The organism is Salibaculum sp. (genome assembly GCF_035270045.1).
In the GTDB taxonomy this organism is placed as follows: domain Bacteria; phylum Pseudomonadota; class Alphaproteobacteria; order Rhodobacterales; family Rhodobacteraceae; genus Salibaculum.
Window position 1 is genome coordinate 17,388 of record NZ_DATFIP010000084.1, and the last position, 15,398, is coordinate 32,785.

At 67.3% G+C, this 15,398-nt stretch carries 14 protein-coding genes; 3 read left to right on the forward strand and 11 right to left on the reverse strand.

The annotated features are described in order from the left end of the window. Positions 1-8: 8 nt before the first annotated feature. The 3 genes from VJ897_RS14325 to VJ897_RS14335 form a co-directional block, all read right to left on the reverse strand. Entirely contained in the window at positions 9-1,373 is a 1,365-nt protein-coding gene (locus VJ897_RS14325; RefSeq protein WP_324056471.1) for a cytochrome P450, read from the reverse strand. Next, entirely contained in the window at positions 1,339-2,685 is a 1,347-nt protein-coding gene (locus VJ897_RS14330; RefSeq protein WP_324056421.1) for a hypothetical protein, read from the reverse strand. Before VJ897_RS14330 ends, VJ897_RS14325 begins: the two co-directional genes overlap by 35 nt. A gap of 76 nt (positions 2,686-2,761) precedes the next feature. Next, entirely contained in the window at positions 2,762-3,520 is a 759-nt protein-coding gene (locus tag VJ897_RS14335; protein WP_324056422.1) for a cytochrome c biogenesis CcdA family protein, read from the reverse strand. A gap of 125 nt (positions 3,521-3,645) precedes the next feature. Between VJ897_RS14335 and VJ897_RS14340 the strand changes: the two genes are divergently transcribed. Further along, complete coding sequence (locus VJ897_RS14340) at positions 3,646-3,882, forward strand: sulfurtransferase TusA family protein (RefSeq protein WP_324056424.1); 237 nt, start codon at positions 3,646-3,648, stop codon at positions 3,880-3,882. A gap of 61 nt (positions 3,883-3,943) precedes the next feature. Here the strand turns inward: VJ897_RS14340 and VJ897_RS14345 are convergent, their stop codons facing one another. From VJ897_RS14345 to purC, 8 genes are all read right to left on the reverse strand, one after another. Next, positions 3,944-6,733 carry an Rne/Rng family ribonuclease gene (locus VJ897_RS14345; RefSeq protein WP_324056426.1) on the reverse strand — a complete coding sequence of 930 codons (2,790 nt, stop codon included), beginning with the start codon at positions 6,731-6,733 and terminating at the stop codon, positions 3,944-3,946. A 410-nt stretch (positions 6,734-7,143) separates the two neighbouring features. Continuing rightward, positions 7,144-7,809, reverse strand: a complete 666-nt coding sequence (locus VJ897_RS14350; protein ID WP_324056428.1) for an HAD family hydrolase — start codon at positions 7,807-7,809, stop codon at positions 7,144-7,146. Further along, positions 7,806-9,140, reverse strand: a complete 1,335-nt coding sequence (locus tag VJ897_RS14355; protein ID WP_324056429.1) for a sigma-54-dependent transcriptional regulator — start codon at positions 9,138-9,140, stop codon at positions 7,806-7,808. Before VJ897_RS14355 ends, VJ897_RS14350 begins: the two co-directional genes overlap by 4 nt. Before the next feature lie 8 nt (positions 9,141-9,148). Further along, positions 9,149-10,897, reverse strand: a complete 1,749-nt coding sequence (locus VJ897_RS14360; protein WP_324056430.1) for a sensor histidine kinase — start codon at positions 10,895-10,897, stop codon at positions 9,149-9,151. A gap of 35 nt (positions 10,898-10,932) precedes the next feature. Next, positions 10,933-11,601: a phosphoribosylformylglycinamidine synthase subunit PurQ gene (gene purQ, locus VJ897_RS14365; RefSeq protein ID WP_324056432.1), complete on the reverse strand. Its 669-nt coding sequence runs from the start codon at positions 11,599-11,601 to the stop codon at positions 10,933-10,935. A 60-nt stretch (positions 11,602-11,661) separates the two neighbouring features. Continuing rightward, complete coding sequence (locus tag VJ897_RS14370; protein WP_324056434.1) at positions 11,662-12,702, reverse strand: zinc-dependent alcohol dehydrogenase family protein; 1,041 nt, start codon at positions 12,700-12,702, stop codon at positions 11,662-11,664. Continuing rightward, complete coding sequence (purS, locus tag VJ897_RS14375) at positions 12,702-12,932, reverse strand: phosphoribosylformylglycinamidine synthase subunit PurS (protein WP_324056435.1); 231 nt, start codon at positions 12,930-12,932, stop codon at positions 12,702-12,704. Before purS ends, VJ897_RS14370 begins: the two co-directional genes overlap by 1 nt. A gap of 51 nt (positions 12,933-12,983) precedes the next feature. Beyond that, positions 12,984-13,742 carry a phosphoribosylaminoimidazolesuccinocarboxamide synthase gene (purC, locus tag VJ897_RS14380; RefSeq protein WP_324056437.1) on the reverse strand — a complete coding sequence of 253 codons (759 nt, stop codon included), beginning with the start codon at positions 13,740-13,742 and terminating at the stop codon, positions 12,984-12,986. Positions 13,743-13,885: 143 nt separating this feature from the next. Between purC and VJ897_RS14385 the strand changes: the two genes are divergently transcribed. Further along, positions 13,886-14,200: a DUF1476 domain-containing protein gene (locus VJ897_RS14385; RefSeq protein ID WP_324056439.1), complete on the forward strand. Its 315-nt coding sequence runs from the start codon at positions 13,886-13,888 to the stop codon at positions 14,198-14,200. Positions 14,201-14,313: 113 nt separating this feature from the next. Next, the gene (gene bmt, locus VJ897_RS14390; protein ID WP_414706766.1) at positions 14,314-15,348 is read left to right on the forward strand and encodes a betaine--homocysteine S-methyltransferase; all 1,035 of its coding nucleotides are present in this window, start codon (positions 14,314-14,316) and stop codon (positions 15,346-15,348) included. The last annotated feature ends 50 nt before the right edge of the window (positions 15,349-15,398 follow it).

The window sequence follows — 15,398 nt, forward strand, 5'->3', positions numbered from 1 at the left end:
CCGCGTGGTCAGTCGTCGCGCGCCTCCAGCGTCAGCCAGATGCCGTCGCGCGATCGCACGGTCAGATGCGCCACGGGCACGGGCGCGCGCCCCTCGACGGGGCGCAACCGATACCGCCGCACCAGCATCGACAGCAGCAACGGCCCCTCGACCATGGCGAAGCCCGCCCCGGTGCAAACGCGCGGCCCCGCCGAGAAGGGGATATAGGCGTCACGTTGACAGGTCTTGCCGTTCTCGGTCGCCCATCGGGCGGGGTCGAAACCGTCAGGATTGTCCCAGAGCCTGGTATGCCGGTGCAGGTGCCAGGGAGACAGCACCACCTGGCTGCCTTTGGGCGCCACGCGGTCGCGCATCTGTTCCGCCTGGCACGTCTCGCGCACCATCATCGGCACCGGGGGGTAAAGCCGCAACGCCTCGCGGAAGACGTCGCGGCTGATCTTCAACTGCGACATCACCTTGAAATCACAGCCCCCATCCAGCGCGCGGGCCTCTTCGGCGACTTTTTCCTGCCACTCGGGGTAAAGCGCCATCAGGTAGAGCGTCCAGGCCAGCGCGCTGGCGCTGGTCTCGTGACCGGCAAGAAAGAAGATCGCGACCTGATCGACCATTTCCGCGGTATCGAAGCGGTCGCCGGTCTGCGGGTCGGCGGTGGTCATGATCTTGGTGGCCAGGTCGTCCGGCGCGGTCCCTGCCGTGATCTGCGCCATTCGGTCGGCAGTCAGGCGGGTGATCAGGGCGCGGATGTCGCGCGCGGTGCTCTTGGTTTGCCGCCTGAAGAACCGCGGCATCCAGCGCGGCCCGCGCAGGAACGCCGCCAGGTTCAGGATCGGCTGCGTGCGCTGGTGAGCGCGGAACGCCTCGAAGACCTGCCGCGCGGTCTCGTGCTCGATCGGGATGGAAAACAGCGTGCGAAAGATCACGTCGGCAGCGGCATGGCTGGTCTCGGGTTCCACGTCGAAGGGGCCGGACCCGCCAACCTCTCCAAGGCGGGCGACCGCCGCCTCACCTGCCGCCCACATGGCCGGGAAGGTATCGCGCAGCCGCCCCCCCTCGAAGGCCGGGTCGATGATGCGGCGCTGGCGTTTCCAGGTCGCGCCGTTGGTCAGAAAGACGCTCTCGCCCAGCAACGGCCTCAGCCCCGCACCGATCCGGTCGGACTTCGGAAAATCGTCGGGCCGTTCCTTGAGAACCCGCCGCACCAGCGCCGGATCGTTGGCCAGGTAGGACCGGAAGAAGGGCGTGCGGAACTCGGCCATCCAGGCACGGTAGAGCTTGGCAGGTTGCGCCGACAGGATGTCCGCGCGAAACAGCCGCATATAGCGCCAGAGCGAGACCCGCTCAGGCCGAGAGGGCGGTTTCGGGGGGATCGGCATCATGGCACATGCTTGTGTATTTCGAGGCCGGAAGGTCAATGCGCGATTTCGACGGCGCGCGGGCCTCGAAACGGCGTGCAAGGGTGCGAGGCCCGGCGGTGATCCGGAAATAATCGTAATCGCCCGGCCGGTCAAAGGCGCAGAGATACTGGAAATGCAGCCGGAAGAACCGCCAGCGCAACTCTTTCCAGCGCGCGGGTGACAGCGTCTGCGTGAAGGCTGCGGACAGCACCAGCGGCCAGCGTTTGCCAGTCTCGGGTGCCACGCCAGAGACTGCCACCGGATCGCACAGCGCAAACGCGCAGCCGTCGCCGGGGGCGGTCACGTCCACCCAGGTCAGTTCAGTGCGCTGGCTCAGGTAATGCAGGTCGGCGCGCAGCCGGCCGGCGCGGGGCAGGAAAGACACCATTGGCACCACCTGCCCAAGGCTGAGAAAGGCCAGTTCGGGGCCGTCCTCGGGCACCTCTCCGGCGCGGATCAGGTCGGCCAATACCGAAACGGCGAGATGCGCGCCCGAGGAATGGCCAACCACCAGAACCTCGTCCACGGGGTCTTGCAGCGCGCGGGCGATGGTGGCGCGGAAATCGGACATGCGCTTTTCCAGTTCGGGCGGGTTGGCGCCCATCCAGCGCGCCGAGAAGGCATAGTCGTGCATGAGGTAATAGGCGAAAAAACGGCCATCCTGGTGCTTGAACCAGGTCAGCATCCGCCAGCACACCAGCCCCCCTAGCGCCCACATCAGCACGGTCCGGGCCACGGCATAGACGGTGTAATCCACCGGCGGCGTGCCGGCCGGAACCGGGTAACGTGCATCAAGCCAGCCGGTTATGGCCTCGAAGCCGCCTGTGAGGCCCCAGCCAAGGGCCCGGGCGGCGAGGACGGCAACCAGCAGCGCCATGAGCGCCTGCGCGATCAGCATCCCCACAGGATAGAGCGCGGCGATCACCGGCCCCTTGCGCAGCCGCATGAGCCGCCAGAGCGCCCCGGTGCCGATATAGACCCAGGAGGTCTGCACAAGCTGGCGATAGGTGGCCGGGATGGATTTGCCCATCGAACGGCGCACGATGTCCGACCAGACAAGCACGTCGATGCGCGCCTTGGTCCGCTTGCCGTCGATCCGGCCTTCGGCGGTCCAGCCGAAGGTCTTGCCGCCCGGTTTGGGCGCCATGGTAACCTCGTAATCGGAAATCGCCGCCTGCGCGTTGGACTCCTTGCGATAAAGCTCGCGGTAACGGCGCGGGTGAATCGGGTCATAGCCGGGGATGTAGAACACCCGGCGCCGCGCCACGTCACGATGGGTTTCACTGGTCATGGATCACGCCCGAAACTGCCTGTCCCGCAGTCTAGCCGCGATTTCTGGCGAAAATAAGGGTGCCCGGCATCGGGCCTCAGCCCAGGGTGGCCAGTGCCGGGAACGCCTCGAGCAGCCAGTAGCTGAAGGCCGTGAACTGCCCGGTAACCATCATCAGCCCCACCAGCACCAGCAGCGCGCCCGAGGTCTTCTCGATGGCGCCCATGTGGCGCTTCATCCAGGCCATCACCCCGGTCAGGCTGGGAAAGAAGGCCGCGACCAGCAGGAACGGTATACCCAGCCCGACGGCGTAGGCGGCCAGCATGGCAACACCACGCCCGATATCGGCCTCGGTCGCCGCCAGCCCCAGGATCGCGCCCAGGATCGGGCCAAGGCAGGGCGTCCAGCCGAACGCGAAAGCCAGCCCCAGCACGTAGGCCCCAAGCGCGGTGCCACCCCGGTCGCCGGCGTCCACGCGCATTTCACGATCCAAGAAGGCGACGCGGTAAAGCCCGAGGAAATGCAGCCCGAAGCCCATGATCACGACACCCGCGCCGATCAGCATCCAGTCCTGGTAGGCCAGCAGCATCCGCCCCAGCCCCGAGGCTGCCGCCCCCAGCAGCAGGAAGATGGTCGAAAGCCCCAACACGAAGAAGAGCGCCGCTCCCACGGCCTTGCGCCGCGATGCCGCGTCGCCCTCGCCCATGTCCGAGAGGCTGACCCCGCCCATGTAGGCCAGGTAAGGCGGCACGATCGGCAGCACGCAGGGGCTGAGAAACGACAACACCCCGGCGGAGATGGCAATCAGCACCGCGGGCAGCAGCGAGGCATCGAGAAAGGTTTCAGCGGCGAACATGGCACCCTCTTGGTCATTTACCCCCAGATAGCGACTGCGAGGGCCGGGGTCACGCCACTCTTTGTCACAGGGCTGTTAGTGGCCTGCAACTGGACAAGCCGGGCCGTTTCGCGCATGGGCAGCGCATGAGCACGGAAACACCCCTTGATGCCCGCGGGTTGAAGTGTCCCCTGCCCGTCCTGCGCGCCGGCAGGGTCTTGCGCGGGATGCCGCCGGGCGCACGGTTGCGGGTGCTGGCGGACGATCCCGTCGCGGTGATCGACATCCCGCATTTCTGCCACGAGGCCGGTCATCGGCTGCTGGACCAGCGCGAGGACGACGGCCACCAGATCTACCTGATCGAGCGCGGCCCGCACCCCTGATCCCCGAACGCGAACCGCCGCGCCCCGGGGGGCACGGCGGTTGTCGGTCTCTGTCGGCGCGCTACCGGCCCAGGGCCCACCAACCGCGCCGCTTGGACTTGGCAGGTTTCTTGGACGCGGTGTCGGCCGTCTCCGGTGCTGCTTCGGCCTTGGCGGACGGCTCTGGCGCGGGCTCGGCCGCGACCGGCTCCGGCGCAGGCGCGGGGCTCGGCTCGGGTGCCTTGGTTTCCGCGGCGTCGGGTGCCGGTGCGGGCGCTGGGTCCGCGTCAGGCGCCGGGGCGCTGTCCTCGGGCGCCGCCTCGACCTTCTTCTTGCGGGTCCGCGTCCGCTTGGGCTTGGGCTTTTCCGCCTCGGCCCCGGGGGTCGCCTCGGGGGTGTCGGGCTGGGCGGGCCCGGCCTCGGGGGCCGCCTCCTCTGCGGGGGCCTCGACCTTCTTCTTTCGGGTGCGGGTCCGCTTCGGCTTTGGCTTCTCCACGGACTCTGCACCGGCTTCCGGCGCAGCTTCCGCATCGGGTGCGGCTGCGCTGTCTGCGGTCTCCGGGACGACCTCTTCGGCGGCCGGGGCCGGGGCGTCCGCCTTTTTACGGCGGCTTCTGGTGCGCTTGGGCTTGGGCTTGGGCGCGTCCTCAGAGGTTTCAGGGGCGATTTCGGCGGGGGCATCATCCGATGGCGCCGCAGCGGGCGTCTCGTCCGCGGCCTGTCCATTGGCCTGATCGGCGGACTGAGCATCGGGGGTTTGGCCCTCGCCGGTGCCACTGCCCTTGCGCCGCCGGCGCCGACGCCGGCGTTTCTTCTTGGGCTGTTCCTCGCTCTCTGCGGCCGGGGCGGCGGCCACGGGGGCCGGTTCCGGTGCAGCCTCGGGCTCGTCCTCGGGTTCGGCCATCACGGCGGTCTCCGACGATATGACGGCACTGTCCACTTCCGCCACGGCCCGGCTGGCCTGCTTGAATTTCTCGATCTGGAAATCAGGCGAGACCAACGCGACATCCGCCTCGAGCCGGACGGACAACCCGTAACGAGCCTCGATCTGGGCGATGTGTTCCCGCTTGCGGTTCATCAGGTAGTTGACGATCCCCACGGGCGCCTTGACCAGCACCTCGCGGGTGCGGCCGCGCACGCCCTCTTCCTCGATCTGACGCAGGATTCCCAGCGCCACGTTGTCGTCCGACCGCAGCAACCCCGTGCCGTGGCAATGCGGACAGGGCTGGGTCGTCGCTTCGAGCATGCCCGGGCGCAGACGCTGGCGCGACATCTCCATCAGGCCAAAGCCCGAGATGCGCCCAACCTGGATCCGGGCGCGGTCTGTCTTGAGCCGGTCCTTCATGCGTTTTTCGACGGCCGCGTTGTTCTTTCGCTCGTCCATGTCGATGAAGTCGATGACGATCAGCCCGGCCAGGTCACGCAGGCGTAGCTGGCGGGCAACCTCGTCGGCGGCTTCCAGGTTGGTCTTGGTCGCCGTCTGCTCGATCGAGCCTTCCTTGGTGGCCTTGCCCGAGTTCACGTCGATGGCCACCAGCGCCTCGGTCACGCCGATCACGATGTAGCCGCCCGAGGGCAACTGCACCGTGGGGTTGAACATGCTGCCCAGATAACCCTCGACCTGGTAGCGCGCGAACAGCGGCAGGCCTTCGGTGTAGTGCTTCACGTTGCGCGCGTGGGACGGCATGATCATCTTCATGAAGTCCTTGGCCGTGCGATAGCCCGCGTCGCCTTCGACCAGCACCTCGTCGATCTCCTTGTTATAGAGATCGCGGATCGAGCGCTTGATAAGGTTGCCCTCTTCGTAGATCGGCGCAGGAGCGATGGACTTCAGGGTGAGTTCGCGGATCTGCTCCCACAGGCGCTGAAGATACTCGTAATCGCGCTTGATCTCGGTCTTGGTGCGCTGGGACCCGGCGGTGCGTATGATGAGCCCGGCCCCCTGCGGCACGTCCATTTCCGTGGCGATCGCCTTGAGTTTCTTGCGGTCGGCGGCATTGGTGATCTTGCGCGAAATGCCGCCACCCCGGGCGGTATTCGGCATGAGAACGCAATAGCGGCCCGCGAGGGACAGGTAGGTGGTCAGCGCGGCGCCCTTGTTGCCGCGCTCTTCCTTGACGACCTGCACGAGCATGATCTGGCGGACCTTCACCACTTCCTGGATCTTGTAGCGGCGCGGGCGCGGCTTGCGCACCAGGCGCACCTCTTCGCTGTCGTCCTCGTCGGCGACGCTCTCGATGCTGTCATCGCGGGCGCTGGCATTTCCCGCGACCGTGGCGCCGTCGCCATCGTCGTCCGTGGCCGCGGGGGTCTCGACCGGGGTCTCGGCCACGGTTTCCATGGGCGAGCTGCCCTCGTCTGGCCCGGCGTCGATCACGCCGCCGTCGAGCACCTGCATGCCCTCGATGTCGCCCGAGATCTCTTCCTCGGGCCTGTCCTGTGTCGGCTCCTGCGCGTCGACTGGGGCGGTGCTGGTCACGGCATCGCTGCCCTCGGTCGCGGCGGCCTTGGGCTTGGCGCGCGAGCGGCGGCGTTTGGGCTTGGGGTCGTCCTCGGCCTCTGCCTCGGCCTTCATGGCCTCGGCATAGGCGCGTTCCTCAGCCAGCAGAGCCTCGCGGTCGGCGGTGGGTATCTGGTAGTAGTCGGGGTGAATTTCCGAAAACGCCAGGAACCCGTGCCGGTTGCCGCCGTAATCGACGAAGGCCGCTTGCAACGAGGGTTCGACCCGCGTGACCTTGGCAAGGTAGATATTGCCCGCTAGCTGGCGGCGGGACTGTGTTTCGAAGTCGAATTCCTCGACCTTGTTTCCGTCAACCACCACGACGCGGGTTTCTTCCGCGTGGGTGGCGTCGATGAGCATTTTCTTGGCCATGTTTTCCGTTCCCACAACGCGAAAGAACGCACCCCGGGGGGCGCGTCCCTGTCAGCGTCATGTCCAATTCTGGCGATGCGCGCGGCGGCGACAGGTGCGGGCCCTTGGGCCGCGCCTGTCCTGCTTGTCCTGCTCGCGCCGTGCATCGCGTTTCTTCTCCGACGGCCGGAGCCGTCAACTCAGTGGCCCGGCGCGATGATCCTGTCAGGGTCCGCGCCCGCGGGCTGTTCCAATGGCCTGCCGGAGCAAGGCCATATCCATCGTCCGTGAAGGTCGGGTCTTTCTCCGCGATGCCTTGACGGAAAATCCATCGGGAGCCGGGGGCAGGATCATCTCCTGACAACGGCCCGTCTCCCTACATAAGGGAGGCGCGAGGCAAATTACAATGTGAAACTGACGCCGGCCCGGATTCAGCCCGGAAGATCGAAGAGCGCCAGCCCCGCGGCAAGGTTCACGCTGACATGCTGGCCCAGGGCGGGAAGGGGCTGCCCCGCCGGGCGCAGGTCGGGAATCTGCACCGTGGTGCAACCCGCGCGCACCGCGGCCCGCGTGCCGGTGTCGCTGTCTTCGAAGGCCAGTGCCTCACCGGGGGCGCAGCCCAGCCGCTCTGCGGCCATGCGGTAGGGGGCCGGGTCCGGCTTCGCCGCCGGGACCTCGTCACCGCCCAGCACGAAGCGGAAATGATCCAGCAGGCCGGCCTGCGCCAGGTAACGGCACGCCCGGTCGCCCGAGGTCGAGGTCACGACGGCCATGTCGTGCCCGGCCCCGGCAAGGGCCGGGATGACCTCGGCCACGGTGGGGCGCATGGCCACACCATCCGCGGTGCGACGGTTGAAATTGGCCTCGATCGCCGCGCTGAAGGCAACCATGTCCACGCCCATGCCAAGAAACCGCCCGACCCGCTCCGAGACTTCGGCCCCGGACGTGCCCACCATGCCCAGGAAGAGATCGTGCACCTCGTTGCCGGCCCGGCCCAGCCGCGCGCATTCCTCGACGAAGGCCGCCTGAATCACCCGTTCGGTGTCCAGCAGCAACCCGTCCATATCGAACAGCAGTGGGCGGGGGGGACGGGTCACTCCAGGTAGTCCGACCTTTGCAGGCTGTACTTTGCCATCTTCTCGTTCAACGTCCGGCGCGGCAGTGACAGTTCCTCCATCACGTTGGCGATCGAGCCCCGGTGCCGGCGCATGGTGTTGTCGATGAGCATCCTCTCGAAGGCCTCGACATATTCCTTGAGCGGCTTTCCTTCCGTCGTCATCGCCTGCTCGGGCACCTCTTCGTCGGCCATGAGAAGCGACGCGATGGACCCGGTCCCCCGCCGGTTCTGAAGCACCGCGCGTTCGGCCACGTTGATCAACTGCCGCACGTTGCCCGGCCAGGGCGCCTGCAACAGTTGCGCGGCCTCCTGCGCGCTGACCTGGGGCGCGTCGCAGCCGTATTCCTCGGCGAACTGTTCGCTCAACCGCGTGAAGAGCGCCAGGATGTCCTCGCCGCGCTGGCGCAGGGGCGGAACGGTGATACGCAGCGCGGCCAACCGGTAAAAGAGGTCCGAGCGCAGCTCGCTCTCGCAGGTCTTGCCCTCGTCCTGAAGGTTGCAAATGGCGACGATTCGGGTCTCGCCCGGGGTCCCCTGATCATTCATCGCCGTCAGCAGCCGCGCCTGGCTGTCGCGGCTGAGGGCTTCGATGTCTTCCAGCACCAGAGTGCCACCGCGCGCCTCTTCCATGGCCGGGATCGGGTCGTCCTGGTCCACCGGGCCGAACAATCGCCGCGCCAGCGCGGCCTCGTCGTAGGCCTGGCAGGATATCAGCACGAATTTCTTGCTGGCCCGCGCCCCCACGGCATGAAGCGCGTGGGCCACAAGCGTCTTGCCGGTGCCTGTTTCGCCCTCGATCAGGACATGGCCATCGGCCTGGCCAAGATCCAGAAGATCCTCTTTCAGGCGCTCCATCACGGGGCTGGCCCCGATAAGCTTGGACATCAGCGCGCTGCCGTCGGACAGCTCGCGCCGCAGGGCGCGGTTGTCCAGCGCCAGGCGCCGCATGGTGGTGGCCTTGCGGGCCAGTTCCGTCATGCGGTCGGGATTGAAGGGTTTTTCCAGGAAATCGTAGGCCCCGACCCGCATCGCCTCAACCGCCATGGGCACGTCGCCATGACCGGTGATCATGATGACCGGCAGGGAACTGTCCTGGCTCTTGAGCTTTTTCAGGAACTGCATCCCGTCCATGCCGGGCATCCGGATGTCGGTGACCACGATGCCGGGATAGTCGCTGCCGATGCCCTTGAGCGCCTCCTCGGCGCTGGCAAAAGCCTCGGTGTCGTAGCCTGACAGCGCCAGCCACTGCGAGATCGACTGCCGCATGTCCTGTTCGTCATCCACGATCGCAATCTTCATGGCCTGTGCCATGGCGCACCTCACTCCGCTGCTTCACGTTCGGCCGTCCAGGCCGGCAATTGCACCTCGAACACCGCGCCCCCGTCGGCGGCGTTGCGCGCCGTCAGCCGGCCGCCGAAGTCGTTCACGATGCCCGAAGAAATGGCAAGGCCCAGCCCGACCCCGTCGCCGGGTTCCTTGGTCGTGTAAAAGGGTTCGAAGAGACTGTCGAGATCGGCGATACCGGGGCCGTTGTCGCGCAGGCTCAGGCGTACCGTCTCGCCCTGGGCCAGAAGAATATCCACGGCGGGGTCCTCGACCGGCTTTGTGGCGTCCAGCGCGTTGCGCAGCAGGTTGATGATGACCTGTTCCAGCCGCAGCCGGTCGGCCATCACCCGCACCGGCCTGTCGGGCAGTGCCTGGGTTATCGCCACCTGGCGCTGACGCAGCTGGGGCTCCATCATCGACAGCGCCGAGAGCACGGCATCCTTTACATCGACGGGTTCGAGCGTGTCGCCGCCCTTGCGCGCGTAGGACTTCAACTGCTTGGTGATCTGGCCCATGCGCTCGATCAGCCCGTCGATGCGCTGGAAGCTGGCCAGCGCCTCCTCCGGGCGATGGCGCGCAAGGAGAAGCCGGGCGCCCGCAAGATAGGTTTTCATCGCCGCCAAAGGCTGGTTCAACTCGTGGCTGACGGCGGCCGACATCTCGCCCAGGGCGGCCAGCTTCGAGGTTTGCGCGACGGTCTGCTCGGCAACTTCGAGGTCCTTCTCGACCTTCTCGCGCTCGGCGATTTCCCGCTGCAAGCGGACGTTCAACTGGCGAAGCTCCGCCGACTCACGCTGAAAGACGCGCATCCGCAGCGCGGATTTCCGGCTCAGCCCCCAGAAGACCAGCGACAGGAGAATCGCGAACCCCATGATTTCCAGCGCCAGGATCGAGTTCACCCGCTCGCGCACCGACGCATAGGTGGTGAAGCTGAACAGCCGCCAGCCCTGGAATGGCACCCGGACCTCCTGCCGCATGACGCCATCGCCGCGCAGATACCCCTCGATCGGCAGGGCAGACCAGCCCGGCGCGCTGCGCAACCCCCGCTCGATCGCGGTCTGGGGCGCAACCAGCGAAAGCGCCTCCGGGGCCCGGCGCCCGCGCCAGCGCGGTTCGGTCGCCAGGATCACGCGACCCTGGCTGTCGGTAACCATGACCGCGTCCGAGATCCCCGCCCAACTGCGTTCCAGCTTGGCCAGGTCCACCTCGACGGCGACCACGCCCAGAGTAACCTGGTTGGCCTCGATCCGGCGCGCATAGGTGAAGGCAAAGCCGCCCTCCTTGCGTTCCTCGACAGTGAAAACGGTCTCGTTCGACCGGATCGCCTCGAAGAAATGCGGGCTGGACCGCTGGGTCTGGCCCAGCCGTTCGCGGTCGGTCGCGGCGACGATGCGCCCGTCGCGGTCCAGGAGCAGCAGCGACGCGGCGCCGATCTCGTCCACGAACCCCAGCAGCCGCGCGGTGGATTGCGAATAATCGCCCGAGTTCAGCGCCCCGATCAGCGCCGGGTCGCGCGCCAGAAGCTGCGGAACGATGGAATTGCGCTGCAACTCGCTCAGCAGGTTGGCCGAGTAGAGCGCCACGCGCACCTCGGCACTGTTGCGGGTGCGCTCGGTGAAGCGTTCCGTCAGCAAACGGTCGGACCAATAGACCACGGCCGACGCCACGGCCAGCAGGCCCAGCACCGTGAGGCGCACCGCCCAGTTGCCGCCCGCGCGGCGCTTCTGATCTGTCCGAGACATGGTCCGAATCTACCCCGCCGCGCGCGCGGCGTCCATCAGGCTCGGGCGAGCTGACCCACCAACGCGGCAAAGAGCGCCACGCCATCGGTGCCGCCATGCGCCGGATCGGCGGCGCGCTCAGGATGCGGCATCATCCCCAGCACGCGTCGGTTCGGCGACAGGATGCCCGCGATATCCGCGACCGAGCCATTTGGATTGTCCTGGTAAGTGAAGGCGATCCGGTCCTCGGCCCGCAGGGTTTCAAGCACCGCATCCTCGGCGAAGTAGTTGCCGTCATGATGCGCGACGGGCACCGTGATCTTGTCACCCTGCCCATAGCCTTCGGTAAAGGCGCTGTCAGAGGTTTCTACGGTCAAGACAACAGGTTTGCAGACGAACTTGATCTGGGCGTTGCGCATCAGCGCGCCGGGCAACAGCCCGGTTTCCGTCAAGACCTGGAAGCCGTTGCACACGCCCAGCACGTACCCGCCGCGCCCGGCATGATCCACCAGCGCGCCGCAGATCGGCGAGTTGGCGGCGATGGCCCCGCAGCGCAGGTAGTCGCCGAAGGAGAAGCCCCCCGGCACCGCGACGAGGTCCGTGCCCGCGGGCAGGCCGTCGTCCTTGTGCCAGACGACCGTGACATCCGCGCCCGCCTTGCGCAGGGCAACGGCCAGGTCGCGGTCGCAGTTGGAGCCGGGAAATTGCAGGACGGCGGCTTTCATGGGCGGATCCTCGGGTCGGTTTGGGGTGGCATAACGGATTGCGCGGGCCTGTGCACGCGCCTAGCCTCGAAAATCGGTGATGACGGCGATGCCCGGCGGTGTCGGACCGTCGAAGGCGGCCAGTTCGGCGCTGGCCCCCGACAGCGCCACCCGGCGCGTGACCAGCGGTGACAGGTCAAGCCCCGCGCCCTCGATGAAGGACAACAGCGACGGGTAGCGCCAGGCGGGCATCCCGCGCGTGCCGAAAAGCGCCAGTTGCCCCGCATAGACCGCATCCATGGGCAGCGCCATGGTGACATGTGCGCCCGCGGGCATGCCAACCTGGACCATGCGCCCAAGCTTGCGCAGGGATTTCAGCGCGTTGGCCGCCGTTTCGGTGCGACCAAGCGCCTCGACGGCGACATCGGCGCCGCCACCCGTGACCGCGCGCACGGCGGCGGCGGGGTCGCCGTCGCGGGCGTCGATGGTGGCATCGGCGCCCAGCCGGGCTGCCTCGGCAAGTTTGTCCGGCACCACGTCGACGATCGCGACGCGTGCGCCCAGCCCCTTGGCCAGCAGAAGCGCCGACATCCCGATCCCGCCGCCACCGAAAACGGCCAGCCATTCACCGGGACGCAGCGCAGCGCGCCCCGTCAGCGCATGCCAGGCCGTGGTGACACGGCAGCCAAGCGCGGCCGCAAGCGCCGGGTCCAGCCCCGCGGGCAGCGCTGTCAGGTTATGATCCGCATGGGGCACCGCGATGAACTCGGCAAAGGACCCCGGACAGGTAAATCCCGGAACGACCTGGTCAGCGCAGGCGGTCTGGTGACCGGCGGCACAATCGGGGCAGTCCCCGCAGGCCAGGATGAAGGGCGCGATGACCCGGTCGCCCACCCTCCAGCGGCGCACCTCGCGGCCCGCGGCGACGACCTCGCCACAGTATTCGTGGCCCGGAACATGGGGAAGCGTAACCGGATCGCCCCCCTCCCAGGCGTGCCAGTCGCTGCGGCAGATACCGCTGGCGAGCACGCGACAGACGACGCCATCGGCGGGGCAGTCCGGATCGGGCCGGTCTTCCAGGCTCAGCGGCTGGCGCAGCTCGCGCAGGACCGCCGCGCGCATCAGTCGATCTCGATCCGGTAGCTCTCGATCACCGTGTTGGCGAGCAACTTCTCGCACATCTCGCGCACTCTGTCCTCGGTCGTGCCCTCGGCCAGGTCCAGCTCGATCACCTTGCCCTGGCGCACACCCTCGACACCGTCGAAGCCCAGCGCGCCGAGCGCATGGCGTACGGCCTCGCCCTGCGGGTCCAGAACGCCTTGTTTCAGCATGACGGTAACGGTCGCTTTCATGGGCGGGCTCCTGTTTTCATATTGGAACGCGATCCTGAACGTCCCGGAAGATCAGTTGATAAGCGTCGGCTTGGGATGGGCGGAATTTGCCGGGATAACGCCAAGGCGGCGGGCCACCTCGGTGTAGGCGTCGGTCAGGTTGCCCAGGTCGCGGCGGAAGACATCCTTGTCCAGCTTCTGGCCGGTTTCGACATCCCACAGACGGCAACTGTCGGGGCTTATCTCGTCGGCCACGACAAGGCGCATGTAGTCCCCGTCCCACAGCCGGCCGATCTCGATCTTGAAATCCACCAGCTTGATTCCGACCCCGTGCATGACACCGGACATGAAATCGTTGACCCGCAACGCCAGCGAGAGGATGTCGTCGAGATCCTGCTGCGTGGCCCAGCCGAAGGCGAGGATGTACTCCTCGGGCACAAGCGGATCGCCCAGGGCGTCGTCCTTGTAGGAATATTCGACGATCGGGCGCGGCAGCGCCGTTCCCTCCTCCAGGCCCAGGCGCTTGGCCATGGACCCGGCGGCATAGTTGCGCACGATGATCTCCAGCGGGATCACCTCGACCTGCCGGATCAGTTGTTCGCGCATGTTCAGGCGCTTGATGAAGTGGGTCGGCACCCCGATATGGCTCAGCCCCACCATGAAGAACTCGCTCAGGCGGTTGTTGAGCACGCCCTTGCCGTCGATGACATCGCGCTTCTCGGCGTTGTAGGCGGTCGCATCGTCCTTGAAATACTGAACCAGCGTGCCCGGCTCCGGCCCTTCGTAGAGCACCTTGGCCTTGCCTTCGTAGATCTTCTTGCGCCTTGCCATTCCATCTCCGTTTCCGCCGGCATCCCGGGGCGGGTTGCGGCATGTGCGCCTCTTACGTCAAGCCCCACTTGCGGGCAAGCCTTCCAGCGGGCATATCAGGGAGGAAGACCCGCCCGGATATCTGCAACGACGAGGTTCGCCCCATGTCCACCTTCGATGACCGAGAAAACGCGTTCGAGAACAAGTTCGCCCATGACGCCGAGATGCTGTTCAGGGCAGAGGCCCGCCGCAACAAGCTGGTCGGTCTCTGGGCCGCCGACCTGCTGGGCAAATCGGGCGAGGCCGCCGATGAGTACGCCAAGGAAGTGGTGAAATCCGATTTCGAGGAGGCCGGCCACGAAGATGTCTATCGCAAGCTGGCCGGCGACCTCGGCGACAAGGCCGACGAGGCGACGATCCGCGCCAAGATGGCCGAATGCATGAAAGAGGCCAAGGCGCAGATCGCTACAGAGAACTGAGCCCGCCCGCCGGCCTCGTTTGACCGCGCTCCGACAGGCGCGGTGGGCCGTCGTTCGACAAGGGTGCCCTTGCCCCGCGCCGGGGCCCGCGCAGACCATACCGGAGCCCGTCCATGTCCCAGACCATGCCGGACAACGCCCTCTCGCGCCTTCTGGCACATCGCGACTGGCTTCTGGCCGACGGGGCAACAGGCACGACGCTTTTCAACATGGGGCTGCAATCGGGCGACGCGCCCGAGTTCTGGAACCTCGACCACCCCGACCGCATCCGCGCGCTCTATTCCGGCGCGGTCGAGGCCGGATCGGACCTGTTCCTGACAAACTCCTTCGGGGGCAATGCCGCACGGCTGAAACTGCACGATGGCCAGGACCGCGTTGGCGAGGTGAACCGCGTCGCCGCCGAACTGGGGCGTGACGTGGCCGATGCCTGCGACCGCGAAGTGATTGTCGCCGGCTCTGTCGGCCCCACGGGCGAGATCATGGCCCCCATGGGCAGTCTTACCCACGAGATCGCGGTCGAGATGTTTCACGAACAGGCCGAAGCGCTGAAGGCTGGCGGCGCCGACGTGCTCTGGCTCGAGACCATCAGCGCGCCCGAGGAATACAAGGCTGCCGCCGAGGCCTTTGCGCGCGCGGACATGCCCTGGTGCGGCACCATGAGTTTCGACACCGCCGGGCGCACGATGATGGGGCTGACCAGCGCGGACATGGTCAAGCTGGTCGGCAAGCTGGACCATCCACCGCTGGCCTTCGGGGCCAATTGCGGCGTGGGCGCCTCGGACCTGTTGCGCACCATGCTGGGGTTCGCTGCCGCCGGGCCCGATACCCCGATGATCGCCAAGGGCAATGCGGGTATTCCGAAATACGTGGACGGGCATATCCATTACGACGGCACGCCGGCCTTGATGGCCGATTACGCCGCATTGGCCCGAGACTGCGGCGCCACGATCATCGGCGGTTGCTGCGGCACCACGCCCGAGCACCTGCGCGCCATGCGCGACGCGCTTGAGACACGGGCGAGAGGCGAGCGCCCCACACTGGACCAGATCGCCGCGGCGCTTGGCGGATTCTCATCCGCCGCCGACGGCACCGAGGACGCGGCCGATGCCCCCACCCCGCGCCGCGGCGGACGGCGCCGGCGGGGGTGACAGACCGCTGCCGCCCGCGGGCGGCAGATCCGGGCACCGCATCCATCCCG